25 protein-coding genes and 1 tRNA gene are annotated in these 21,806 nt (G+C 63.0%); 12 read left to right on the top strand and 14 right to left on the bottom strand.

Annotated features, from left to right (window positions below):
- The first annotated feature begins 482 nt into the window (after positions 1 to 482).
- Positions 483 to 797 (top strand): hypothetical protein, encoded by a 315-nt coding sequence (locus AC0QTX_RS21730; RefSeq protein ID WP_474605905.1) that lies wholly within the window; start codon positions 483 to 485, stop codon positions 795 to 797.
- Between the two features lie 714 nt (positions 798 to 1,511).
- Here the strand turns inward: AC0QTX_RS21730 and AC0QTX_RS21725 are convergent.
- Together AC0QTX_RS21725 and AC0QTX_RS21720 are read right to left on the bottom strand one after the other, a co-directional pair.
- Entirely contained in the window at positions 1,512 to 1,874 is a 363-nt protein-coding gene (locus tag AC0QTX_RS21725; protein WP_474605904.1) for a DUF3572 domain-containing protein, read from the bottom strand.
- 1 nt (position 1,875) lies between these two features.
- Entirely contained in the window at positions 1,876 to 2,166 is a 291-nt protein-coding gene (locus AC0QTX_RS21720) for a hypothetical protein (protein WP_474605903.1), read from the bottom strand.
- A gap of 320 nt (positions 2,167 to 2,486) precedes the next feature.
- Here AC0QTX_RS21720 and AC0QTX_RS21715 point away from each other — a divergent pair, with 320 nt between their 5' ends.
- From AC0QTX_RS21715 to AC0QTX_RS21675, 9 genes are all read left to right on the top strand, one after another.
- A complete protein-coding gene (locus tag AC0QTX_RS21715; protein WP_474605902.1) occupies positions 2,487 to 2,693 on the top strand; it encodes a hypothetical protein in 207 nt (68 codons plus the stop codon).
- The gene (locus AC0QTX_RS21710; protein ID WP_474605901.1) at positions 2,693 to 2,935 is read left to right on the top strand and encodes a hypothetical protein; all 243 of its coding nucleotides are present in this window, start codon (positions 2,693 to 2,695) and stop codon (positions 2,933 to 2,935) included. The genes AC0QTX_RS21715 and AC0QTX_RS21710 overlap by 1 nt, the downstream gene beginning before the upstream one ends.
- A complete protein-coding gene (locus AC0QTX_RS21705; protein WP_474605900.1) occupies positions 2,935 to 3,060 on the top strand; it encodes a hypothetical protein in 126 nt (41 codons plus the stop codon). The genes AC0QTX_RS21710 and AC0QTX_RS21705 overlap by 1 nt, the downstream gene beginning before the upstream one ends.
- 139 nt (positions 3,061 to 3,199) lie before the next feature.
- Positions 3,200 to 3,946, top strand: a complete 747-nt coding sequence (locus AC0QTX_RS21700) for an ERF family protein (protein ID WP_474605899.1) — start codon at positions 3,200 to 3,202, stop codon at positions 3,944 to 3,946.
- A gap of 2 nt (positions 3,947 to 3,948) precedes the next feature.
- Entirely contained in the window at positions 3,949 to 4,581 is a 633-nt protein-coding gene (locus AC0QTX_RS21695; protein ID WP_474605898.1) for a lambda exonuclease family protein, read from the top strand.
- The gene (locus tag AC0QTX_RS21690; RefSeq protein ID WP_474605897.1) at positions 4,578 to 5,093 is read left to right on the top strand and encodes a hypothetical protein; all 516 of its coding nucleotides are present in this window, start codon (positions 4,578 to 4,580) and stop codon (positions 5,091 to 5,093) included. Before AC0QTX_RS21695 ends, AC0QTX_RS21690 begins: the two co-directional genes overlap by 4 nt.
- A complete protein-coding gene (locus AC0QTX_RS21685) occupies positions 5,090 to 5,449 on the top strand; it encodes an HNH endonuclease (protein ID WP_474605896.1) in 360 nt (119 codons plus the stop codon). Before AC0QTX_RS21690 ends, AC0QTX_RS21685 begins: the two co-directional genes overlap by 4 nt.
- An 878-nt stretch (positions 5,450 to 6,327) precedes the next feature.
- On the top strand, positions 6,328 to 6,579 hold the full coding sequence (locus AC0QTX_RS21680; RefSeq protein ID WP_474605895.1) for a helix-turn-helix transcriptional regulator: 252 nt from the start codon (positions 6,328 to 6,330) through the stop codon (positions 6,577 to 6,579).
- A complete protein-coding gene (locus tag AC0QTX_RS21675) occupies positions 6,579 to 7,640 on the top strand; it encodes a site-specific integrase (protein ID WP_474605894.1) in 1,062 nt (353 codons plus the stop codon). Before AC0QTX_RS21680 ends, AC0QTX_RS21675 begins: the two co-directional genes overlap by 1 nt.
- Positions 7,641 to 7,668: 28 nt before the next feature.
- Here AC0QTX_RS21675 and AC0QTX_RS21670 read toward each other — a convergent pair.
- From AC0QTX_RS21670 to AC0QTX_RS21640, 7 genes are all read right to left on the bottom strand, one after another.
- Positions 7,669 to 7,744: transfer RNA gene (locus AC0QTX_RS21670), tRNA-Phe, on the bottom strand.
- Between the two features lie 102 nt (positions 7,745 to 7,846).
- Complete coding sequence (gene yacG, locus AC0QTX_RS21665) at positions 7,847 to 8,050, bottom strand: DNA gyrase inhibitor YacG (RefSeq protein WP_474605893.1); 204 nt, start codon at positions 8,048 to 8,050, stop codon at positions 7,847 to 7,849.
- Positions 8,051 to 8,134: 84 nt separating this feature from the next.
- A complete protein-coding gene (locus AC0QTX_RS21660; protein ID WP_474605892.1) occupies positions 8,135 to 8,785 on the bottom strand; it encodes a Maf-like protein in 651 nt (216 codons plus the stop codon).
- A gap of 96 nt (positions 8,786 to 8,881) precedes the next feature.
- The gene (gene pssA, locus AC0QTX_RS21655; RefSeq protein WP_474605891.1) at positions 8,882 to 9,730 is read right to left on the bottom strand and encodes a CDP-diacylglycerol--serine O-phosphatidyltransferase; all 849 of its coding nucleotides are present in this window, start codon (positions 9,728 to 9,730) and stop codon (positions 8,882 to 8,884) included.
- 110 nt (positions 9,731 to 9,840) lie between these two features.
- Positions 9,841 to 10,542, bottom strand: a complete 702-nt coding sequence (locus tag AC0QTX_RS21650) for a phosphatidylserine decarboxylase (RefSeq protein ID WP_474605890.1) — start codon at positions 10,540 to 10,542, stop codon at positions 9,841 to 9,843.
- A gap of 115 nt (positions 10,543 to 10,657) precedes the next feature.
- Positions 10,658 to 12,571, bottom strand: a complete 1,914-nt coding sequence (locus tag AC0QTX_RS21645) for an ABCB family ABC transporter ATP-binding protein/permease (protein ID WP_474605889.1) — start codon at positions 12,569 to 12,571, stop codon at positions 10,658 to 10,660.
- A 116-nt stretch (positions 12,572 to 12,687) separates the two neighbouring features.
- The gene (locus AC0QTX_RS21640) at positions 12,688 to 14,025 is read right to left on the bottom strand and encodes a LysM peptidoglycan-binding domain-containing protein (protein WP_474605888.1); all 1,338 of its coding nucleotides are present in this window, start codon (positions 14,023 to 14,025) and stop codon (positions 12,688 to 12,690) included.
- 129 nt (positions 14,026 to 14,154) lie between these two features.
- On the opposite strand from AC0QTX_RS21640, the gene AC0QTX_RS21635 reads away from it, so the two are divergent.
- Positions 14,155 to 14,763 (top strand): LOG family protein, encoded by a 609-nt coding sequence (locus AC0QTX_RS21635; RefSeq protein ID WP_474605917.1) that lies wholly within the window; start codon positions 14,155 to 14,157, stop codon positions 14,761 to 14,763.
- Between the two features lie 84 nt (positions 14,764 to 14,847).
- Here AC0QTX_RS21635 and AC0QTX_RS21630 read toward each other — a convergent pair whose 3' ends face one another.
- A complete protein-coding gene (locus tag AC0QTX_RS21630; protein WP_474605887.1) occupies positions 14,848 to 16,668 on the bottom strand; it encodes a calcium-binding protein in 1,821 nt (606 codons plus the stop codon).
- On the opposite strand from AC0QTX_RS21630, the gene AC0QTX_RS21625 reads away from it, so the two are divergent.
- Positions 16,667 to 16,969 carry a hypothetical protein gene (locus AC0QTX_RS21625; RefSeq protein ID WP_474605886.1) on the top strand — a complete coding sequence of 101 codons (303 nt, stop codon included), beginning with the start codon at positions 16,667 to 16,669 and terminating at the stop codon, positions 16,967 to 16,969. The genes AC0QTX_RS21630 and AC0QTX_RS21625 overlap by 2 nt on opposite strands.
- A 1,080-nt stretch (positions 16,970 to 18,049) precedes the next feature.
- Here AC0QTX_RS21625 and cimA read toward each other — a convergent pair.
- From cimA to cysS, 4 genes are read right to left on the bottom strand one after another with little or no spacing between them, the layout of a single operon-like run.
- Entirely contained in the window at positions 18,050 to 19,645 is a 1,596-nt protein-coding gene (cimA, locus tag AC0QTX_RS21620) for a citramalate synthase (RefSeq protein ID WP_474605885.1), read from the bottom strand.
- The gene (locus AC0QTX_RS21615) at positions 19,642 to 20,151 is read right to left on the bottom strand and encodes an N-acetyltransferase family protein (RefSeq protein WP_474605884.1); all 510 of its coding nucleotides are present in this window, start codon (positions 20,149 to 20,151) and stop codon (positions 19,642 to 19,644) included. The genes cimA and AC0QTX_RS21615 overlap by 4 nt, the downstream gene beginning before the upstream one ends.
- Positions 20,151 to 20,306, bottom strand: a complete 156-nt coding sequence (locus AC0QTX_RS21610; RefSeq protein ID WP_474605883.1) for a hypothetical protein — start codon at positions 20,304 to 20,306, stop codon at positions 20,151 to 20,153. The genes AC0QTX_RS21615 and AC0QTX_RS21610 overlap by 1 nt, the downstream gene beginning before the upstream one ends.
- Positions 20,303 to 21,772, bottom strand: a complete 1,470-nt coding sequence (cysS, locus tag AC0QTX_RS21605) for a cysteine--tRNA ligase (RefSeq protein ID WP_474605882.1) — start codon at positions 21,770 to 21,772, stop codon at positions 20,303 to 20,305. The genes AC0QTX_RS21610 and cysS overlap by 4 nt, the downstream gene beginning before the upstream one ends.
- Positions 21,773 to 21,806 lie beyond the last annotated feature (34 nt).

The following is a 21,806-nucleotide window of genomic DNA, read 5'->3' as shown; positions in this document are numbered from 1 at the left end:
ATACGTTAGGTATCGTAGCTCGTCAAGACGAAACGTATCGTGCGATATGCAATGTATCGGGGATGGAAGAACCCTTCGAACGGCTCCAGCGAGCGCGACTCAAGGCCGGGTACGAGAGTGCCACCGATGCCGCGCGCGCATTCGGCTGGAATGAGATCACTTACCGAGCACACGAGAACGGTGGCCGCGGGCTCAAGCCCAAGGTTGCCGAGCAGTACGCTAAGGCATTCAAAGTGTCGCCTGGGTGGCTTCTCACCGGAGAAAGAGCAACACCAGCCCCTCCGCCTGGGGGCGGGAACACTGTTGAGGATCTGCCAACTCAAGGTTCCTTCCGCCTCGCCAAGATTGACGGATCCGTTCAGGCCGGCGCCTTCTTGGCTCTGGAAGCCTTTGACGATGACTTAGGCGAAGTCGTCTCAGCGCCTAGAGATCCCGTGTTCCCCTTCGCCCGACAAAGAGCTCACCGGGTCAAGGGTGATTCCATGAACCAAGCCAGGCCGAACCCAATGAACGATGGCGATATCATCATCACTGCCGCTTGGGAGGATCTAGGGCTAGAGCCGAAGGACGGCCTTAACGTAGTGGTCCAGCAGACCACAGCCGACGGGCAACTCCGGGAGCGCTCCGTCAAGGAACTGAAGGTCTTCCCGGACCGGGTGGAGTTCCACCCCCGATCTTCCAATAAGGCCCATAAGCCTATCGTCATGAGGCGGGACCACCATACAGACGACGGCAAGGAGGTGACGATCCTGTCGCTGGTCCGCTTCGTGTTCAACAACCAGGCGCTTCCGGTGTAAAGGGTGTGAGCCGTGCCATCCCGAGGGACGAGTTGCTGGCGTTCAACCCTCAAGACGTGGGGCGGACGAGGCCCAGTGCCCCTCGACATTCAGGAGTACGAAAGATCCGATGAAAGATGCAGAGACCCGGCTTTTGCGCTTCTTGCATGCTGAGAAAACCCGCGTGGAATGGATCCCCTATAGCAGCATCCGGAACACCGAAGCTCTTCGTTCAGGTGACGAAAAGGCTCTGCCCGCCCTCCTAGAGCGCGGATTTGTCGAGCAGGATTCCTTGAAGCCTCTTTATCGAATATCGACCAGAGGGGCCAAAGCTCTGCAACGGCGTTCAGATTACTTGTAAGCGCACCCATCCAGTGCGTCTTCGTCAACAATCAGGCGCTGCCGGTATAGCCCTCACGTGCGTGCAGGCGTACGGCACTAGTCCAAACCTGACCTTAAGCCAGAGTTTTGTTTGCCCAAGCTGGAACACTACTACCCCTTTGGAGTTAATCCCTTGAGGTATTGTTCACCTACAGCCCTCCAACTGGCTCCCGCGGAACCTCACGAGAGCCTTTTTCTTTTGGCTGTCCCCACACGCGCGCTCTTTCTAACGCCAAGCTGAAACCGGTTTTTGGATCAGGCATTCCCTTGCCGAAGGCTGTCACGCATCTTGCCTTCAAGGACCGGGAGGCCTCCTCATCTACCTGGCAACGGCGGGTGAGGAGGCCTTTCTGTTTAGTTGAACAAGTTACGCCGCGGCAGCTCGGAAACCTTCGGCTCAGGTCTCTTATCTGAAGGCGCCCCCTCCGGCTCGGGTGACAGATGCACAGCTGCCGCCAGGATCGCGGCCGGCCTTATATTCAGCTCCTTCTCGATCGCCTTCAGTAGCTCCTCGTCCTTGGCCGCGTAATCGAGCACGCCCAGCAGGAAGAGCGGCTGATTGGCCGACTCGCGGATCGTCTCAGGCTGAAGGCCTGTGATGTTCAAAAATTGGATAATCCGGTCGACATCCGAGACGATGAAGTTGAAGACCTGGATGGCGACACTCTCAGCGTCACCACGGCCTGCAATGACCCTCCCCTGAAACGTCTCAGTCATCTCAGCCTCCATAGCCGACAGCGTCGGTCTCATCTTTGATGAATACGACATCCCGGTAGCTCGCGTGCTGGGAGCCGCACTCTACGCATTCGAAGTGGATCCGGTCGATTACCCCGCTGTCATAGAAGTCGTCCCGCGTCGCCAGATCATTCGGCTCGTCATAGAGCGTCATCTCCAGCGGGTGCTCGTGGCCGCAATCGATGCACCGTAGCGAAACCTTGAAGCGCCGCTCTTGGAGGATTGGACGCACGGCTGAACCGCTGCGGAAGGAAGGCGGGAGAAGGACGGACATTCTTTGCTCCTATGAATGTTCCTATTTTGTTCATGGTGGGGTAACCCTAAGGAAGAGTCGAGACAGTTAGGAATTTTCCACAGCCGTCCACAGACACGACCCTCTCGCTCCCCGACAGGCGAAGAAAGAATAACCGCATACGATACGTTTTGTGTTGACATTTTACGATGCGAAAAGTATCGTGAGCTCATCCAATCAGAACTGGATGAGCCCCATGTCCCTCCTTCACTCAGCTCTACGAAACCTCGTTGAACTCTGCTGCCTTGGCATCTTCGCCACGGCCGTCGGCACTTGGACGATCATCCTGGGAGGGTTGTGAGATGTGGAGCTCCCGTTCCCGCGCCCGCTCCCTCTCCGGCCTTGAGTTCGCCATGGCTATGCGCGACATGGGCCGAGTCCGTGAGGAGCATGTAGCCCCCGCCCCTGCCCAGCGCAGCCCGTCGATCGACGCCTGGGTGGAGAGGGCATCTGCAGCTGCCGAGAGACGAAGCGCCTCTCGGGCCCGCATCTCCAAGATCGGGGGCTGATGATGGCTATCGTTGTCACCTTCCCTCATCGTCTGCGCGTCGTCTGCACTGAGATGCCGCATGTGCAGGTTGGAAATGTCCAGTCCCTCGTGGTCGGGACAAGAGAACGCTGCTCCCGCTGCGACAACAGTGGCTGGATCCTCTTCAACCGCCGCTCTGACGGAGAGCCTGACTTCCTCCCCTGCCCTTGTGGCGGGACGGATGAGAACCGGATCGATCTCGATTTCGGAGGGGCTGCGTAATGTGCTTCAGGTCTCCCCGCTGCAAGGCCTTCAGCCAGAAGGTCGAGGACATCGTCTGGGGCGCTCTCGCTGGCGGCATCCTCGCTCTCTGGGCCTTCTGGATGTGGATGTTGGTGCAGGCATGAAGCACGTCCCCGTCACTCCCCGCTATCGCGGCCCTCAGACCAAGCGCTCAGAGCGCCTGCGCGTCGAGATGATCGCGAAACTCTCTGAAGAATGCGGATGGGCCAAGCCCGTCGTCAAACTCCCGAAGGATAAGCATCAATGAGCAACCAGTCGAACGCCGTGGCAGTCCAAGAGCCGGTGAACGCCCCTGCCCTCCCTGAGAGTGCGGCAATCCTTCAGGTGATCGAGCGCGCAGCCCGGAATCCCGACGTCGATATCGATAAGATGGAGCGACTGCTTGAGATGCAGCAGCGCATTGTCGCCCGGAATGCTCAGGCGGACTTCGCTGCAGCCCTGGCCGACATGCAGGCTGAACTGCCAGTCATCAAAGAGCGTGGGAAGAACACCAACACCGGGAGCAGGTACGCCCTGTGGGAGGACGTGAACGAGCAGATCCGGCCGGTCCTCGGCAAGCATGGGTTCTCCATCTCCTTCCGCACCAAGACAGAAGGCGACTTCGTTGCCGTGACAGGCGTGCTCACCCACCGGGGCGGCCACTCCGAGGACACCACGTTCACGCTGCCGGTGGATAAGGGCCCGGGGCGCAACCTCGTCCAGGCTCACGGATCATCCATCTCCTACGGCAAGCGCTACACGGCTGCCGCCCTGCTGAACCTGACCAGCCGGGGCGAGGACGATGACGGCAATGGCGCAGGCGCCCCTCCTGCGGTCACAGAAGAGCAGGTTCTGCAGCTTCGCGAGCTGATCCAATCTGTAGAGGCTGACGAGGTGAAGTTCTGCAGGTTCCTGAAGGTGGAGAGCCTCGCCGCCCTGCCGGCCAAGCGCTTCGACGAGGCCGTGAAGGAACTCAAGGCTTTCGGCCGCAACAACGGCAAGAGGGTCTGACCATGGAACAGATCGTCCAAGGCACGCCCGAATGGTTCGCCGTCCGTCTCGGCAAGGTCACGGCTTCCCGCGTGGCGGATGTCATCGCCAAGACCAAGACCGGTTGGGGTGCAACCCGCGCTAACTACATGGCCGACCTCGTAGCCGAGCGTCTCACCGGCACCAGCGCCGACAAGTTCAGCAATGCCGCCATGCAGTGGGGGACGGAGCAGGAGCCGGAAGCCCGAGCGGCCTATGAGTTCCGCTCCGGTGCCGAGGTCGAGCAGATCGGCTTCGTACCTCACCCGGCCATCCCCATGACCGGGGCGAGCCCTGACGGCCTGGTCGGTGGCGAGGGCTTGCTGGAGGTGAAGTGCCCCAACACGGCCACCCACATCGACACGCTGATCAGCCAGACGGTGCCGGGGAAGTACGTCACGCAGATGCTCTGGCAGATGGCCTGCACCGGGCGGCAGTGGTGCGACTTCGTCTCCTTCGACCCGCGCCTCCCACCGTCGATGCGCCTGTTCGTGAAGCGGGTCGAACGCGACCAAAGCCGTATCGCTGAACTGGAGCGGGATGTTGGCGAGTTCCTCGCTGAGGTCGAGCAGAAGGTCGAGCAGCTCCGCGGCCTCTACGAGCGAGAAGCGGCATGACCACGGCACCAATCCTCTTCCAGTGGAATGGCGAGGCGATGGTCCCACACCGTCGCTGCCAAGCAGAGTGCGACCGCTCCTTTGTGGTCGGCGAGAATTACCGCCTTGTCGAGCACAACGACCGCTCGTCAGCCAGCCATAACCATGAGTTTGCCTTCGTGGCTGAGGCTTGGGCCCAACTGCCGGAGCACCTATCGGAACAGTTCCGGACGCCGGAGCACCTTCGCAAGCGGGCTCTGATCGACGCCGGCTACTTCAACCAGCAGGAGGTTGACGCTGGAAGCCATGCCGCTGCCCTTCGGGTCGCCAACTTCATCGGCGCTATGGACGAATACTCCGTGGTCGTGGTTCGCGGTCCTATCGTGGTCCTTCGTAAGCCCAAGAGCCAATCCAGGCGGGCTATGGGCAAAGAGGAGTTTCAGGCCAGCAAGCAAGCTGTGCTCGAGATCGTCTCTGCCTTGATCAACGTCAGGCCTGAGACGCTGACCCGAAACGCCGGGAGGGCTGCTTGACCGACGCTCGCCCCTCCCTCTCTGACAAGAAGCGCCGTGAGCTCTTCCTCATGCACGGAGGAATTTGCCACCTATGCGGACTGAAGATCGACGGCACCCGCCAGCGGTGGGAAGTCGAGCATGTGATCCCTCGCTCCATGTTGGGGAAGCTTGCCGACACTGACGACAACATGAAGCCCGCCCATGTCGATTGCCACAAGGTCAAGACGGCAGAGGACAAGGGCAACCTGGCTGGGGCCGTTCGCCGGCAGGATCGCCACACAGGCGTTCACCGCCCCAAGACACCGATGCCCTGTGGCCGGAACTCTCCGTTCAAGAAGCGAATGGATGGCTCCGTTGTCAGGCGCTCGAAATGAGTTTCACCCCTTCCACCGTGCCGACTGCGGCAGTCTCGTCTCGCGTTCCTGCGGTCGAGCATGGTGGTTTCTTCCAGGAAGCCCGCACATGACGACGTTGTCAGATCAGCAGCCTTATGCACGACGCTCGAGAGCAGCCAGGCTCCTGGGAGCGTGCGATCTGCCAGACCCCTTCGGCAAGATCAGCATCTGCCCAGCCGGGAGCAAAATTGAAGCTGCGAGCGAGGACACAACAAGCAAAAGCAACAGTAGCGTCATTGAAATACTCATACTCAAAACAGCGGCCACAGATGACCACGCTCTCAGTATGGTGAATGACTATAGTTACTGGAGTATGACTGGCGAACGGCCCGCCGCTGAAAACAGCCGAAGAAAAAGGCCGCACCAAGAGCAGCCCCAAGTTGGCGTTTTCTCATTACGAAGCAAGCCAGCCGAGACCCTGAGGCGGAAGCGACAGCGACTCAGCGCCTTGCTGAAACAGCTATAGCCCTCAGTCCTGTCTTGAGGCTTGCAGGAGCGCGCCGGCCGCTCATGTGGCACCAAAGAAAAAGGCCGCTGTTAGGGACAGCGGCCGAGAGGTGGGAAGTCTCTACTTCCAGAGGGAACGACACGATCGGGAGGAATAATCGCGTCCTGTCTCAGATGGGGAAGCCATCCTGCGCTCGTTACGTCCCAGAATGCCAAGCTGACATGCGCTACGTGCATCCTTCACGCCATGAAACTGCCACGCTTCCTCCAGTGTCGAAGGATACCCGCGCCTCCCATAAGGAGGGAGAAAAGGGACAGGCTAAGCTATTGAACCTTAACCATTCGAGCGCGGTGAGCCGAACCCATCTGCGCTTTCACTTCGCTGATAACGATTGAGGATGACGGCCTCCATGAGAGCCCAAGCAACACATCCGCTCCCTCCGTCCCTGCCGCCCCTCGGCCTGAGCCGAGTTGAGGCGGCTGCCTATATCGGAGTCTCCCCCTCCATGTTCGACCTCATGGTCAAGGACGGACGCATGCCGGGTCCAAAAAGGATCAATGGCCGCGTCGTCTGGGATCGTAAAAGAGTGGAGGCCTATTGGGCCGCCCTCCCTGATGAGGACAGCAGCGAGAGCAACCCCTTCGACCGGATTGAGATCTGATGCCTCAGCGGCTGCCAGAATACTGCGTGGAGGACAGAGACCGCCACAGCAATATCCGCATCTATTTCAAGAAACGGGGCTGCCGGAAAGTCCGCCTCCAGGGAATGCCATGGACGCCCGATTTCATGGAGCAGTACGAGGCTGCCAAGCGGAATGCGGCTCCGATTAAGCCGAAGCAGGAAGCCGCTGCTCCTGGCAGTCTGAAATGGCTCTTTAAGGCCTACTATGGGTCAGCCGAGTTCAAGGGCTTGGACGCCCGCACCCAGCGCGTCAGACGCGGGATCTTGGACAAGGTGGCGGAGAAGGCCGGGCACCTGCCATTCGCCCGCCTGGAGGCCAGGAACATTCGGAAGTGGCGTGATGCTAAGGCTGAGACGCCAGAGGCCGCCAACGGGCTCGTAAAGGCTCTCAGGCAGGTTTTCGGCTGGGCGGTAGAGGCCGACGAGGCGGATAGGAACCCGGCCAAGGATGTGGCCTACCTGAAGACCGGCAGCCAGGGGCATCATTCCTGGACATTGGAGGAGGTTGAGCAGTACGAGGCCACGCACCCTATCGGAACGAGCGCCCGCCTTGCCCTAGCCCTTTTGCTTTACACAGGGCAGCGCCGGTCGGACATCGTGCTCTTTGGGAAGCAGCACCTCAAGAACGGCTGGTTGAAGTTTACTCAGCAGAAGAACCGGAACCGTAAGCCCATCACCCTGGAGATCCCGGTGATGCCGGAGCTGCGTCAGATCCTTGAAGCGTCGCCCCTTGGGGAGAAAGCCTTCCTCGTGACGGAGTTCGGCAAGCCGTTCACGTCAAACGGCTTCGGCAACCGGATGCGGAGATGGTGCGATGAGGCAGGGCTGGAGCATTGTTCGGCCCACGGCCTGCGCAAGGCAGCAGCGGCGCGGCTGGCCGAGCGGGGACGCTCGACGCGCGAAATCATGGCGGTGACGGGTCACACGACCTCAAAGGAGGTGGATCGCTACACGCGCGGTGCGGAGCAAAAACGGCTGGCTGCGAGGGCTTTGGGGGTCGAACCTGAGTCCCACCCTGCGAGTCCCACTTCTGAGAAGTGATTTAAAACCAGCAACTTAAGGAGGGATATGGTGCCCAGGGGCGGAATCGAACCACCGACACTGCGATTTTCAGTCGCATGCTCTACCAACTGAGCTACCTGGGCATCCGATGCGCGGCGAGGCCGTGCGCGTCGTGGAGGGGTGTATAGTCAGACTGGGACCCTCTGTCCAGCGGGTCGGAGGAGAAAAATTCGAAAGAAGCCGGATCAGGTCTCCCGACGGTCTTCATCCGGATCGTCAGGCTCGCTTTCGACGACCGGAATGGCATAGCTGCCGGTGAGCCACCGGTTCAGGTCCACGTCGGCGCAGCGCCTTGAGCAGAACGGCCGATACTGCGGCTCCGCCGGTTTGCCGCAGATCGGGCATTTTCCGGTCGAGGCCAGGGGCTTGTTCTCGTTGGCGGCGTTCATCCCTCGCCTCCTTTCCTTCACGACCGGCAACGTGGTTGCTGTTGTCGCCCGATGCAAGATCGGGCTTTCCCATGAGGCGCAGTTTCAGGCCGCATCGAGCCAGGAGAAGCGGACGGGATAGCCCTCCCCGTCGAGCAGGGCGACGGCCTCGTAGAGGGGCAGACCGACCACGTTGGAGTATGAGCCGACGAGCTTGACCACGAAGGTGCCGGCGAACCCCTGGATGGCATAGCCGCCGGCCTTGCCGCGCCACTCGCCCGAGGCGAGATAGCGCTCGAACTCGTCCCGCGACAGGCGCTTGAACCGCACCCTCGTCTCCACGAGGCGTTCGCGGATCGTGTCCTTGGGGGTGATCAGGCAGATGGAGGTGTAGACCCGGTGCTGACGGCCCGAGAGCAGGCGCAGGCAGCCTGCGGCTTCGTCCGCCACCTCGGCCTTGGGCAGTACCCGCTTTCCGACCACCACCACCGTGTCGGCGGAAAGGATATAGGAGTTCTTCAGGTCCTCGCGGGTGCGGGCCACCTTCCGGGCCACTTCGGCCTTCGAGCGGGCCAAGCGCTTGGCCAGTTCCTTGGCGCTCTCGTTCTTCAGGGGCGTCTCGTCCACATCGGCCGGAAGAAGCGCGTCGGGCTCGATGCCCGCCTGCTGCAGGAGAGCAAGCCTGCGGGGCGAGGCGGACGCGAGAACGAGCTTCGGACGCGTGCTGGGATTCGACACCTCGGAAGACGACGCCACTTTTCTCTCCACGCTCCGGGATCCGGCAGGATCCTCTCAGGTGACTGAAGGGGTAAGGTTAAGCCCGGTGACAACATGGCACCGGCAGGGCTTGAATCAAGCCACAGGCGGCTCAGGCTCGGATTCCGTCGCCTGCGGCTGCGGCCCCTGTACGGCATGGGCTCGGTCGAGTTGGCGGTAGCGCATGACGCTGAGGGGGATGGAGCCGAGGAACAGCACGGTAATGGCCGTGAGCATCTCCCAGGGGAAATTCGCCAGAAGCCCGAAGAGCGCGGCCGACAGGACGAAGATCGGCAGAACCCAGTGGCGCGGCACCTTCAGGCCTATGGTCTTGCCCGAATAGACCGGGATGGTGGAGACCATCAGGAAGGCCAAGCCCAGCAGGTAGACCAGGGCGATCGGAGCGGCCGCGGGCCCCATGGGGACGCCCAGGAACGAGAGATAGAGGGGCAGCATCGATGTGAGCGCGCCTGCCGGCGCCGGCATGCCGGTGAAGAAGTTCTTCTTCCATTCGGGCCGGTCCGGGTCGTCCAGCATCACGTTGAAGCGCGCGAGACGGAGAACCATCGCGATGGCAAAGACCAGCACGGCGATCCACCCGATCGCCTTCAACTCGTTGAGCAGGAAACTGTAGAGGATGAGGGCCGGCGTCACGCCGAAATTGACGAAATCCGCCAGAGAGTCGAGTTCCGCGCCGAACCGGGACGTGCCCTTGAGCATGCGGGCCACCCGGCCGTCGATCCCGTCCAGCAGCGCGGCCACCACGATGGCCACGACAGCCGGTTCATAGCGCCCCTCGAACGCCAGCCTGATGGCGGTGAGCCCCAGGCACAGGGCGATCAGGGTGATGATGTTCGGAATGATGACCCGGACCGGAACCGGCTTGAAGAGCCGCTTGCGCGGCTCGTTCGGATCGGGGGCGAAGGGTGGAAAAAGATCGCTCATGCCATGACATCTAGGGGGTGCCAGCTTAACCGGCAACCAAGATCGGAGCGGTTTCCCCTGCCACGGGAACGGCTCCGATCCGTCCAGAGCCCCATTTCTCCGAAAACGGCCTACCCGACCCGGTACTCCCGCGCGGGCTCGTTGGCCGTCAGGTCCGCAAGCACCGTCTCGCCCGCGACCGCAGTCTGCCCCAGGCCGACGAGGACCTGGGCGTTGAGCGGCACGAAGATATCGAGGCGGGAGCCGAACCGGATCAGGCCGAAGCGCTCGCCGGTGCTCAGGTGGTTGCCCACCTTCACGAAGGATACGATGCGGCGCGCCACGAGGCCGGCGATCTGGACAACGCCGATCTTGGCGTTCGCCGTCTCAATGACGAGGGCGTTGCGCTCGTTGTCCTCGCTCGCCTTGTCGAGTTCGGCGTTGAGGAAGAGGCCCGGGGTGTAGAGGATCTGGGTGATGCGCCCCGTGACCGGCGCGCGGTTCACGTGGCAGTCGAACACGTTCATGAACACGGAGATGCGGGTCATGGGCTCGGGCGGCAGGTCGAGTTCCGCCGGGGGCACCGCGGTGGTGATCAGGTTCACCCGGCCGTCGGCCGGAGAGACCACGAGGCCCTCGCGAAGAGGCGTCACCCGCGGCGGATCGCGGAAGAAGTAGCAGACCCAGACGGTCAGGATCGTGCCGATCCAGCCGAGCGGCGACCACAGCCAGGCCAGCACGATCGTCGCGAACAGGGCGATCAGGATAAAGGGATAGCCCTCCTTATGGATCGGCACGAAGATGCGGCGCATCGATTCCAGAACATCGGTCATATTTTCACAGCCTTAAGAGCGTCAGCACCTTGTGCGGAAAAGCGGCTCCGATTTCCGCGGCAACGATGCGCCTAATGAGAGAACGAGCATCGGATGGCAGGGGAAAGAGCGTCCGTCAACCTGCCACGCTCTCGGGGCTGCGTTCCTCTTCCTCGGCCCGCTTGAGGGTCTCTCTCGCCTGATCGGCCTCGCGCTGGCGGTTCCACATGGCGGCGTAGACCCCGCCGTGGGCCAGCAGGCTCGCATGGTTGCCGCGCTCGACGATCCGCCCGTGATCGAGGACGATGATCTCGTCGGCCCCGATGACAGTGGACAGGCGATGGGCGATGACCAGGGTGGTGCGGCCGCGGCTGACCCGGTCGAGGGCGTCCTGGATCTCCTTCTCGGTGAAGGTGTCCAGGGCCGATGTCGCCTCGTCGAGCACCAGGATCGGAGGCGCCTTGAGGATGGTGCGCGCAATCGCCACCCGCTGCTTCTCGCCGCCCGAAAGTTTCAGGCCCCGTTCGCCGACAGGCGTGTCGTAGCCCTCCGGCAGGAGGCCGATGAACCGATCGATCTGGGCGAGGTTCGCCGCCTCCCTCACCTCCTCGGGGGTTGCGTCCCAGCGGCCGTACTGAATGTTGTAGCCGATGGTGTCGTTGAACAGCACCGTGTCCTGCGGGACCATGCCGATGACCTTGCGCAGGGATGCCTGCTGCACCTCGGCGATGTTCTGCCCGTCGATGAGGATGCGGCCGCTGGCGGGCTCGTAAAAGCGGAACAGCAGGCGTGAGATCGTCGACTTGCCGGCACCCGACGGGCCGACGATGGCCACCGTATGCCCGGCCGGCACCTCGAAGCTCACGCCCTTGAGGATGGGCCGCTCGGGGATGTAGGCGAAATGCACGTCCTCGAAGCGCACCACGCCCTCATCGACCTGAAGCGGCCTGGCGCCCGGCTTGTCCTGGATCTCCGGGTTGCGGTCGATGATCTGGAACATGTCGTCGATGTCGATCATCGCCTGCTTGATCTCGCGGTAGAGCATGCCCATGAAGTTCAGCGGGATGTAGAGCTGCACCAGCATGGCGTTGACCAGCACGAAGCTGCCGATGGAGGCGTTGCCGTTTATGATATCCTGCGCCGCCAGCACCATCACGATGGCCATGCCGATGGAGAAGATCACCGCCTGGCCGGCATTGAGCACGGCGAGGGACGTATAGGTCTGGGTCGAGGCCTTCTCATAGCCCGCCATGGAGCGGTCGTAGCGGGCGGTCTCCCGCTGCTCGGCGCCGAAATACTTCACCGTCTCGTAGTTCAGGAGCGAGTCCACCGCCTTGGTGTTGGCATCCGTATCCGAGTCGTTCATCTGCTTGCGAATTCCGATCCGCCACTGGGTCGCCTTGTAGGTATAGGCGAGATAGACGACCACCATGACGAAGACGACCGCCGAATAGACCCAGTTGAACTCCCAGGCGAGCAGGCCCAGCACGAGAACGAATTCGAGGATCGTCGGCAGAAGCGTCAGCACCACGAGGCGCGACAGCTCCTCGATCCCTTCGCGGCCGCGCTCGAGCACGCGGGTCAGGCCCCCGGTCTTGCGCTCCAGGTGGAAGCGCAGGGACAGGCGATGCATGTGCTCGAAGGTCTGCAGGGCGAGCTGTCTCACCGCATGCATGGCAACCTTGGCGAAGATGCCGTCGCGGACCTGCGTGAGCACTGCCATGAGGATGCGGGTGAGCCCATAGATCGCCGTCAGCAGGATGGGCGCCTTCCAGATCCAGGATCCGGCGGTGGCGGCTGCCTCCGTGGCCTGGTTGCCGCTGCTCGTGACGGCCACGAGCGCGTCCGTCGCCCATTTGAAGGCAAACGGCGTCACCATCGTGACGCCCTTAGCGATCAGAAGCAGGCCGAAGGCCAGAAAGACACGCCGCTGGAGGTCCGGCCGGCCGTGGGGCCAGATGTAGGGCCAGAGCTTCTTCCAGGTAGCAGTCAAGCCGCTCGGCTCGGGCCGGGCTGCGCCTGTCAACGGGACGGCGGTGGAGGGAGGCATAAGTTGAGGATCCAATCGAAATCTTGGACCTCGATATAGGCTATCGGCAGGGCGAATTCACCCTGCTCCAACAAATGTCCTGTGCAGTTGGGCCGGAAGCCGACTCTCTCCCCGAGCTAGTTGCTCCTGGGCTCCTGATCGCCCGGCAGCACGAAGACCTGGCCGGGATAGATCAGGTTGGGGTTGCGGATCTGCTCCTGGTTCGCGCCGTAGATCACCGTATAGCGAAGGCCCTTGCCATAGATACGGTGGCTGATGCGCCAGAGATTGTCGCCGCGGGACACGATGGCGGTGTTGATGTTGGGGATCACCACCATGCCGGCATCGGCCACCTGCGCCTGCGGCAAGGCTGAAGCCACATCGCGCGAGGTCTGGGGCTGGGCGGGCGCCGGTGAGCCGGATGCTCGCGGCTGAGCCGTCGCAGGAACCTGGGGCTGAGCCGAGGCGACCTGCACCGGCACGTTGAAGCCCACCTCGGCTCTGGAGCGCACCTGACCGGAGACCGGATCCACATCGTCCAAACGGATTCGGTAATCACCGGGCTTCACGCCGCTGGCGATGGAGAAGGACACCCGGCCGTCACCCCCGGCTCCTCCGGGAGCGATGAAGCTCTCGTTGAGGTAGAGCCGAACGGTGGCTCCCGGCGAGGATTGCCCGGACACATACAGCTTCCCCTCCTCCGCCTCGACCGTCACGATCTTGATTTCAGGCCGAGGAGCGGGGGCCCCCGCCGGTGAAGCCGGGACCGGCACAGGAGATGCGGGCGGGGAGACCGTTGGAGCGACGCCTGCCTGCTGCTGGGGCGCAGGAGGAGCGGCGGGCTCAGGGGGCTTGGCTTCAGGCCCTGGCGCCTCGGCCACCTTGGCCGCGGGAGGCTCGGGGTTGGACAGGACCACGGTAGGCGCGTCCGGAGAAGTCAGGGTCACGAGCGGCCGGGTCTTGCCGTCCGTGATCACGACCGTGACGGCCTGGGCGGAGCGCTGGCGCGTCCCGTCCGGCGCGATGGATTGCAGCACCACCTGATGGGATCCGGGCGGCAGGGGCGGCGGCACGATGGCGAACAGGCCGGAAGCATCGGCCGCGGCGCGGGCATGAACCTGATCGCCCCTGAGAAGCTCGATGGTGGCGCCGGGGGCTGCGCGGCCCGCAATGACGCTCTCCCCGTCCGGCTCGATGCGCACCACGTCGAAGGAGGGAACGACAGGGGCTTCCTTGCCCTGTGCCGGGGGCGCCTCGCTCTGGCCCGGCGGTTTGGCGGCGGCCTGCTGCTGGCCGGGCGCAGGCTGCGCCGGCGGCGCGGAAGGCTGGGCCGTCTGGGCGGGCGTCGCGTTCTGGGAGGTCTCAGGCCTTCCCGACCACGACCCGTAAAGCACGCCCAGGAGCACCGCGACGACGGCTGCGGCGGCAGCGCCCAGAAGCGCGATCGTGCCCTTTAACTGTTTCGGTTGCGCCATGATGCTTTTTCTCGAACGCGGCACTTTCCGCCATTTAATCCGTTTATCTTTCAAAAGGCTACGGCCATAAAGGACAAATTGATGCTCTACGACTCAGCGCGGGAGGCTCCCCGCCTCCCCGAAATGCCCATGTCATCCGTCAAACCGATCAAATCCATCTGTGTCTATTGCGGCTCCGGCTTCGGAGACGACCCCATTTTCGCCGAGAATGCAGCAGCTTTGGGCCGCTTCATGGCCGAACAGGGGATCAATCTCGTCTACGGCGGCGGCAATGTGGGCCTGATGGGCACCGTGGCCCAGTCCGTCCTCGACCATGGCGGATATGTCACAGGGATTATCCCGGAATTTCTCAAATCCCGCGAGAAGCTCCTCGACGACGTGCAGGAAACCCTCGTCGTGCCGGACATGCACACCCGCAAGCGGCTGATGTTCGAGAAGGCCGACGCCTTCGTGGCCATGCCCGGCGGCATCGGCACGCTGGAGGAACTTGTCGAGCAGATGACCTGGTCTCAGCTCGGCCGCCACACCAAGCCGATCCTGATGCTGAGCACCAAGGGCTTCTGGAAGCCGCTCCTCACCCTGATCGCCCACATGCGCGAGCAGGGTTTCATCCGCCCCGGCCTCGAGCTCAACTACCTCGTGGCCGAGCGTGTGGAGGACGTCATTCCGATGCTGGAGAACGCCGCCCGGCGGGTCGGGATCGTGAGTAACGCAGAGATGATCGAGACGAAGTTCTAGCGGACCACCTCCTCGGGCAATCGATCCATCAAACACGAAAGAGCCGGCCTTTTGGGCCGGCTCTTTGTTTGTGTGTTTGTGGTGTCAGAGGGTGAAGAGCTGGAAGTGGGCTGCGGTGAGCGCCGCGTACTTCTCAGTCACGACATCCTTCTGCAGCTGGGCAAACTGCACCTGGCTGCCGGAGCCGTCCGCATCGTAGTACAGGGCGCCTGTGCCCTGGTCGTACACGATCCGGTGGCTGGAGAGCGTCGCTGCCCCGCCCACCTTGAACGTGGATGCCGTCAGCGTGCCGTTGAGCACCACGCCCGTCCACGGGTCCGGCTTCACGGCCGCCAAGCCGAACACGTTGGTGGCCAGCGCAATCCGGTCCTCCGCCGCACTGAAATCCTCGATCGTGTCGAGGCCCGCGCCCTGCGGTGCCTGGTCGAAGCGGAATACGTCACGGCCTGCCGCCCCCACCAGCCAGTCCTGGCCTTCCCCGCCCGAGAGCGTGTCGGCCCCGTCCCCGCCATGGATGTAGTCGTTGCCGCTGTAGCCCTGAAGCAGGTCGTTGCCGCCCCAGCCGTAGAGGGTGTTGCCCACTCCGTTGCCCGAGAGCGTGTCGCCATGGCTCGAGCCCTGCAGGCCCTCGATCGACACGAACGCGTCGCCGGCCGCATCGCCCTGAAGGCCGTAGCCCGCCAGCAGGCTCGCCGTCACGCCTGAGGCCGCGCCCCAGTACACGGCAAAGTCGAAGCCCTCGCCGCCGTCGAGCTGGTCGCCGCCGCCCCGGCCCTCGAGCACGTCGTCGCCGCCCTGGCCGTAGAAGCCGTCCCAGCTGGCGGTGCCGGAGAACTCGTCGTTGTGGCTCGATCCCTTCAGCCCCTCGATGGACACGTACACGTCGCCGGCCGCCCCGCCCTGGTTGCGGGCCATGTTCATCAGGTCCACCACTACGCGAGAGATGGCATCAGTGTAGACGGCAAAGTCGAAGTCGGCGCCGCCGTCGAGGAGGTCCGCGCCCGCGCCGCCGGAGAGCTGATCGCCGCCGGCGCCGCCTTTGAGCACGTCGTTGCTGCCGAAGCCCTTGAGCACGTCATGGCCGGCATCGCCCCAGAAGGTGTTGCCGGTACCGTCGCCTTCCATCACATCGCTGTGGGTCGAGCCGTCAAACACCTCGACATTGGCGTAGGTGTCGCCTGCGGCCCAACCCGTGTTGCGGGACACATCATGCAAGTAAATTTCAACAGCACCGTGAGCCGACCAGTAGCTGACCGTGTCCCAGCCTGCCCCGCCGTCGTGCCGATCGGCGCCCTCACCCCAGCCGCCTTCGAGCCGGTCGTCGCCGCTGCCGCCCGAAAGCGTGTCGGCGCCGCCGCCGCCCCTGAGCAGGTCATCACCCGCATCGCCCCAGAACGCATTGGCCGCAACATCCCCTTCGAGGATGTCGTTGAACCGCGTGCCGTCGATCACCTCGATGTCCTTGTAGGTGTCGCCGTGAGCGGCGCCTCGGTTGCGCGCCAGATCCCAGAGATAGACCTCCACGCCGATGCCGCGCTGGGCGTAGCTCACTGTATCCCGGCCCTCGCCGCCGTCGAGCACGTCCGCACCGGAGCCGGCGTAGAGACGGTCGTCGCCCTCATCGCCGTAGAGAGCGTCGCCGCCCTCGTTGCCGTCGAGCACGTCGTTGCCTTTGCCGCCCTCCAGGCGGTTGCCGTCAGCGTTTCCGGTGAGCATGTCATCGTGCTGCGAGCCCACGACACCTTCGACGGAGAAGTACCCGTCGCAGGCTGCGTCGCCCGTGTTCCGGGATGCATCGGACAGGTTGACCACGAGACCGCTGGCAGCAGGCGCATAGCTGGCGATGTCGAAGCCCTCGCCGCCGATGAGCCGGTCGGCCCCCGCTCCGCCGACAAGAACATCCATGCCCTGGCCGCCGCTCAGGGTTATCGGCGCCGTCGCCGCCGTCGAGCACGTCCATGCCGTTGACGTCGTCGGACCCGGTGAGCATGTCGTCGCCACCCAGCCCGTTCAGCATCCCAGAACCGGCAAGCTCGTCGTGCCCCTCGGTGCCCTCCTTATAGTTGATGTATTGGGCCTCGGTGCCGGTTTGGATGACCCTGATGCGACCGTCCTTGATCCCATCGATCAGTTCCAGACGCTCCCTTTCGATGCGAAGGCTGTCTTCGAGCCTAATTCTCTCAATGTATGCGTCCTCAACGCCTAGCAATTGCACAGAGCCAGGGCTCCTTGTGCCGTCATAGACACCAGAGTCCCTTATGACCATGCTCGACCCATCAGAGAATCTGATGGTCGTAGTCGTCTGCACCACCGCTTTTTCTTTATCGCCGGGGATGTCTGGACGGGGCGAAGATATCATAAGGAATTTGACCTCTGTATCCACCGCCACTTGCGTGGGTATGTAAACAGTCCCTCCGTTCTTTGGCAGGGATACGGCCTCACCATTATTTCCAGTAGAAACCGCTGGCGTCGTGGTTATTGTTCTGCGCCCATCTTCATGCAGGACGTTCGTTTCGATCCTCCCATCGGTATGCACGACAAAATTATATTCTTTAATATCATTCCTATGCGTATTCATGCCGCCATTGGGCATAATTCTAACACTGACGCTAACGCTACTGCCGCCGCCCACACCGCCAACGCCACCCTCGCCCGTGCCGGCCTGGGCGCCCCAATAGACCCCCTTCTTAGCCGCATCGCCTCCGGCTTGGCCGCCATGCACCCTCACGTATTCCAGATAAGCCATCTCGAGTGGACTGAGCATGATACGACGATCCTTCTTGATACAAGATTACCAAGAATACCATGTTCCGAGACCGCCTGTACTCTCGATATGAAGGGTGTAATTAGAAATTATGCTTTAATCGTAAGTACTTATGATACTTATTACGGAACGACATAAACAATCATTGATTGCATCTTTGCGAGACCGGCCTCTGATCAAGGCGTACGCATCCCATGCGCTCGCTAGACGTGATCCAGCCAAACTCTTTTCAGCTTCGGGAATACCTTAACTCCTTGCCGTCTGGAAAACTCAGTCGGTTGTGCGGGTATCAAGATTGCAGGTAGGTCATCCGCCAAAAGGCGCGAGGCCTTGGAGATGACGACATGAAGCCCAGCGAGCCCCAGGATCATTAGGATGCGGCGACAGCACTCCCGGACGGCGATGCGCCACTCACAGCGCCCGTGCCAGCGCCGCATGGATGGGTACCTGGGCGGGCAGAAAGACGCCGGCCAGAATCGACAGCAGGAAGGAAAGACGCGTGGACAGATGCCGACCGGCGATCTACAGCACCGCCCCGCCCTTCAGCAGCTTGTAGATCATCGAGTCCGTCAGCGCCTGGAACGAGGCGTCGATGATGTTGGGGGAGACGCCGATGGTGGTCCAGCGTTCGCCTGTTGCGTCGGCGAACTCGATCAGCACGCGGGTGACCGCATCCGAACCGCCCTGATAGATGCGCACCTTGTAGTCCACGAGCTCCAGGTCCTGGATCAGGTGCTGGTACTTGCCGAGGTCCTTGCGCAGCGCCACGTCGAGCGCGTTCACCGGGCCGTTGCCTTCGGCTGCCGAGATCAGCACCTCGTCGCCGACGCGCACCTTCACGATGGCCTCGGATGCCGTGACCAGTTCGCCGATCGCGTTGAAGCGGCGCTCCACGTTGACCGAGAACCGCTCCACATCGAAGAAGGCTGGCACTTCGCCGAGCATGCGCTTGACCAGCACGTAGAAGGAGGCGTCCGCGCCCTCGAACGCGAAGCCTTCCGCTTCCTTGCGCTTCACCTCGTCGAGCACGCGCGCGATGCGCGGATCGCCCTTTTCGAGTTCGAAGCCGCAGCGCTTCAGCTCTGCCAGGATGTTCGACTGTCCGCCCTGGTCGGACACCAGAACCTTGCGTGCATTGCCGACGACCTCCGGCTCCACATGCTCGTAGGTGCGCGGGTCCTTGAGCACCGCGGAGGCATGGATGCCGGCCTTCGTGGCGAAGGCGCTGGAGCCCACGAAAGGCGCGTGACGGTTCGGCTGGCGGTTGAGGATCTCGTCCACCTGCCGCGACACATGGGTGAGCTGGCTTAAAGAGGCCTCGGTAACGGCGAGATCGAAGCGGGCCGCATAGCCGTCCTTCAGCTTCAGGGCGCCGATCAGCGTGATGAGATTGGCGTTGCCGCAGCGCTCGCCGAGGCCGTTGAGGGTGCCCTGGATCTGGCGTGCTCCTGCCTCGACGGCGGCTAAGGAGTTGGCGACTGCGCAGCCGCAATCGTCATGGGCATGAATGCCGAGATGGTCGCCCGGCACCAACGTCGTCACCGTGGAGACGATCTCCGTCACCTCGTGGGGCAGCGTGCCGCCATTGGTGTCGCAGAGCACGATCCAGCGTGCCCCTGCCTCATAGGCGGTCTTCACGCAGGAGAGCGCGTAGGTGGGATTGGCCTTGTAGCCATCGAAGAAATGCTCGCAATCGACCAGCACCTCGCGGCCCTTGGCGCGGGCGGCCTCGACGCTCTCGTGGATGCCGGCGAGATTCTCCTCCGGCGTTGTCTCCAGCGCCACGCGGACGTGATAGTCCCAGGCCTTGGCGACGAAGCAGATGGCATCGGCCTCAGCCTCGAGCAGAGCCGCGACACCTGGATCGTTCGACACCGAGCGCCCGGCACGCTTCGTCATGCCGAACGCCGTGAACTTGGCGTTCTTGGTGCGCTTCTCAGCAAAAAAGGCGGTGTCCAGCGGGTTTGCCCCCGGATAGCCGCCCTCCACGTAGTCGATGCCGAGCCGGTCGAGGAGCGTGGCGATCGCCTTCTTGTCCTCGAGCGAAAAATCGACCCCCGTGGTCTGCGCCCCGTCGCGCAGCGTCGTGTCGAAGAGAGTGACGCGTTCTCGGCTCATGACGACAACTTCCTGTCTTCCTGGGGCGTCAGACGCTTTTCCATGGTGGTGGTGCCGAGCCATTCATCGCCGAGCGGCACGGTGTTGCGCCGTTGTGGCTGGAAGCCCTGCTTCTGAAAGAACGGCTGCGCATTGTCGCTCACCTCGGCGACGAGACGCTGGGCGCCGCGCGCGCCGGCGAGCTTCTCGACCGCATCGTAGAGCATCGTGCCGATCCCTTGGCCTGCCACAGCCGGATGCACGTAGAACAGCTCGATCAATTCGTTGTCCTTGAGCGCAATGAAGCCGACGGGCGAGCCTTCGACGGTGGCCACCAGCGTGAGGCTCTTCGTGAGCGTCTCGGCGAAGGCATCGTCGTCGGCGAGAGCCATCCAGGCCTCCTGCTGGCTCTCGCTGTAATCCTCAGCTGTCAGCTGCGCGATGCTCTCCTCGTAGATGTCGACGAGCAGCGGGAGATCCGCCGGCAGGAAGGGGCGAAGCCCAGGCTTCGGCAATGCCTGTCCCATCAGCGCGCCCCTCCCTCGATCCATGCACAACATGTCTCATCGGCGTCATGGCCGGGTGTGTCCGGGCCATCCACGTCCTGGAACCACAACGTCGCAAAGACGTGGATCCCCGGGACAAGCCCGGGGATGACGGTGGAGAGTACGATGTCGGTCATCGCGCAACCTCCCAAGAAGTCGTGCCGTCCTTGTTGTCCTTCACTACGACGTTCAGCGCCGCGAGCTCGTCGCGGATGCGGTCGGATTCAGGCCAGTTCTTCGACGCGCGCGCTTCCTTGCGGGCGGCAATGAGTGCCTCGACCTGTGCGGGATCGACACTCAACGCCGACTGCTTGCGCGCCTTCCAGGCCTCTGCCCCTTCGAGCAGGAAGCCCAGTGCACGAAGGTTCGCGCCGAGTTCATCGTGAGCCCCCTGCCCGTCGAGGGCATGAAGCTCCGCCAGCATCTTCGGCGTGTTGAGATCGTCCGCGAGCGCATCGATGATGTGGTCCGACAGAAAATCGATGTCTCCCCTGCCCGCCAGCTCATACCAGCGGTCGAGGGTTTTCTCGCTTTCCTCGAGCCCCTTCACGGTCCAGTCGATGGGCTGGCGGTAATGGGTGCGCAGCATGTTGAAGCGCAGCGCCTCGCCGGGCCAATCCTGCAGCAGTTCGTTGATGGTGAAGAAATTGCCCAGCGACTTCGACATCTTCTCGCCTTCCACCTGCAGGAAGCCGTTGTGCATCCACACATTGGCCATGCGCGGCGTCTCGAAGGCGCAGCAAGACTGCGCGATCTCGTTCTCGTGGTGCGGGAACACGAGGTCGATGCCGCCGCCGTGGATGTCGAAGATCTCGCGCTCCGTCGGATCGCTGCAGGTGAGCCGCGTCTCGAAGGCCTGCACGAGGTGCCGCCATGCCATGGCCGAGCACTCGATGTGCCAGCCGGGACGGCCCGGGGTATGGATGCCGGCGGGCGAGGCCCAGGCGGGATCCTGCGGCCCGGAGGGCTTCCAGAGCACGAAGTCCATGGAGTCGCGCTTGTAGGGCGCCACGTCCACCCGGGCGCCGGAGAGCAGCTCGTCGAGGGAGCGCTTGGAGAAGGCGCCGTATTTCGGCACCCCACTGAGGCTCTGCATGGCCGCGACCGAGAAGAGCACGTGCTCCTCGGCCACATAGGCCGCCCCGCGGGCGATCAGCCGCTCGATGATCATGCGCATTTCGTCGATATGCTCGGTCGCCCGGGGCTCGACGAAGCGCGGGGGCTTGCCCTCCTCGTTCACGTCCTCGGGCATGAGCACGCCGAGCGCCCGGATATCGGCGTGGAACTGCTCCTCGGTCTTCCCCGTGACGACCCGGATCGCCTCGTTATGCGGCAGACCCGGGTAATCCCGGGCGGCGCGGGCGTTAATCTTGTCGTCCACATCGGTGATATTGCGCACATACGTCACGGCTTCTCTGCCGTACACATGTCTCAGCAGACGGAAGAGAAGGTCGAAGACGATGATCGGGCGGGCGTTGCCGATGTGGGCGTAGTCGTAGACGGTGGGTCCGCAGACGTAGAGGCGCACGTTCTCAGGGTCGATCGGGACGAAATCGTCCTTCGACCGGGTCAGCGTGTTGTAGAGGCGAAGCTTGGCCGCCATGAAACCATACCCCTGTCAGGCCGCAGGCCGGAGG

Source organism: Microvirga sp. jy35, assembly GCF_056148915.1.
This window is presented reverse-complemented; position numbering and strand designations above follow the sequence as displayed.

Bases quoted from the DNA above. Each gene is read 5' to 3' on its own strand.
- AC0QTX_RS21730 (WP_474605905.1), top strand. From the start codon at position 483: ATGAACCAAGCCAGGCCGAACCCAATGAACGATGGCGATATCATCATC.
- AC0QTX_RS21725 (WP_474605904.1), bottom strand. From the start codon at position 1,874: ATGACTGAGACGTTTCAGGGGAGGGTCATTGCAGGCCGTGGTGACGCT.
- AC0QTX_RS21720 (WP_474605903.1), bottom strand. From the start codon at position 2,166: ATGTCCGTCCTTCTCCCGCCTTCCTTCCGCAGCGGTTCAGCCGTGCGT.
- AC0QTX_RS21715 (WP_474605902.1), top strand. From the start codon at position 2,487: ATGTGGAGCTCCCGTTCCCGCGCCCGCTCCCTCTCCGGCCTTGAGTTC.
- AC0QTX_RS21710 (WP_474605901.1), top strand. From the start codon at position 2,693: ATGATGGCTATCGTTGTCACCTTCCCTCATCGTCTGCGCGTCGTCTGC.
- AC0QTX_RS21705 (WP_474605900.1), top strand. From the start codon at position 2,935: ATGTGCTTCAGGTCTCCCCGCTGCAAGGCCTTCAGCCAGAAGGTCGAG.
- AC0QTX_RS21700 (WP_474605899.1), top strand. From the start codon at position 3,200: ATGAGCAACCAGTCGAACGCCGTGGCAGTCCAAGAGCCGGTGAACGCC.
- AC0QTX_RS21695 (WP_474605898.1), top strand. From the start codon at position 3,949: ATGGAACAGATCGTCCAAGGCACGCCCGAATGGTTCGCCGTCCGTCTC.
- AC0QTX_RS21690 (WP_474605897.1), top strand. From the start codon at position 4,578: ATGACCACGGCACCAATCCTCTTCCAGTGGAATGGCGAGGCGATGGTC.
- AC0QTX_RS21680 (WP_474605895.1), top strand. From the start codon at position 6,328: ATGAGAGCCCAAGCAACACATCCGCTCCCTCCGTCCCTGCCGCCCCTC.
- AC0QTX_RS21675 (WP_474605894.1), top strand. From the start codon at position 6,579: ATGCCTCAGCGGCTGCCAGAATACTGCGTGGAGGACAGAGACCGCCAC.
- yacG (WP_474605893.1), bottom strand. From the start codon at position 8,050: ATGAACGCCGCCAACGAGAACAAGCCCCTGGCCTCGACCGGAAAATGC.
- pssA (WP_474605891.1), bottom strand. From the start codon at position 9,730: ATGAGCGATCTTTTTCCACCCTTCGCCCCCGATCCGAACGAGCCGCGC.
- AC0QTX_RS21650 (WP_474605890.1), bottom strand. From the start codon at position 10,542: ATGACCGATGTTCTGGAATCGATGCGCCGCATCTTCGTGCCGATCCAT.
- AC0QTX_RS21645 (WP_474605889.1), bottom strand. From the start codon at position 12,571: ATGCCTCCCTCCACCGCCGTCCCGTTGACAGGCGCAGCCCGGCCCGAG.
- AC0QTX_RS21640 (WP_474605888.1), bottom strand. From the start codon at position 14,025: ATGGCGCAACCGAAACAGTTAAAGGGCACGATCGCGCTTCTGGGCGCT.
- AC0QTX_RS21635 (WP_474605917.1), top strand. From the start codon at position 14,155: ATGTCATCCGTCAAACCGATCAAATCCATCTGTGTCTATTGCGGCTCC.
- AC0QTX_RS21625 (WP_474605886.1), top strand. From the start codon at position 16,667: ATGCCCTGGCCGCCGCTCAGGGTTATCGGCGCCGTCGCCGCCGTCGAG.
- AC0QTX_RS21630 (WP_474605887.1), bottom strand. From the start codon at position 16,668: ATGGATGTTCTTGTCGGCGGAGCGGGGGCCGACCGGCTCATCGGCGGC.
- cimA (WP_474605885.1), bottom strand. From the start codon at position 19,645: ATGAGCCGAGAACGCGTCACTCTCTTCGACACGACGCTGCGCGACGGG.
- AC0QTX_RS21615 (WP_474605884.1), bottom strand. From the start codon at position 20,151: ATGGGACAGGCATTGCCGAAGCCTGGGCTTCGCCCCTTCCTGCCGGCG.
- AC0QTX_RS21610 (WP_474605883.1), bottom strand. From the start codon at position 20,306: ATGACCGACATCGTACTCTCCACCGTCATCCCCGGGCTTGTCCCGGGG.
- cysS (WP_474605882.1), bottom strand. From the start codon at position 21,772: ATGGCGGCCAAGCTTCGCCTCTACAACACGCTGACCCGGTCGAAGGAC.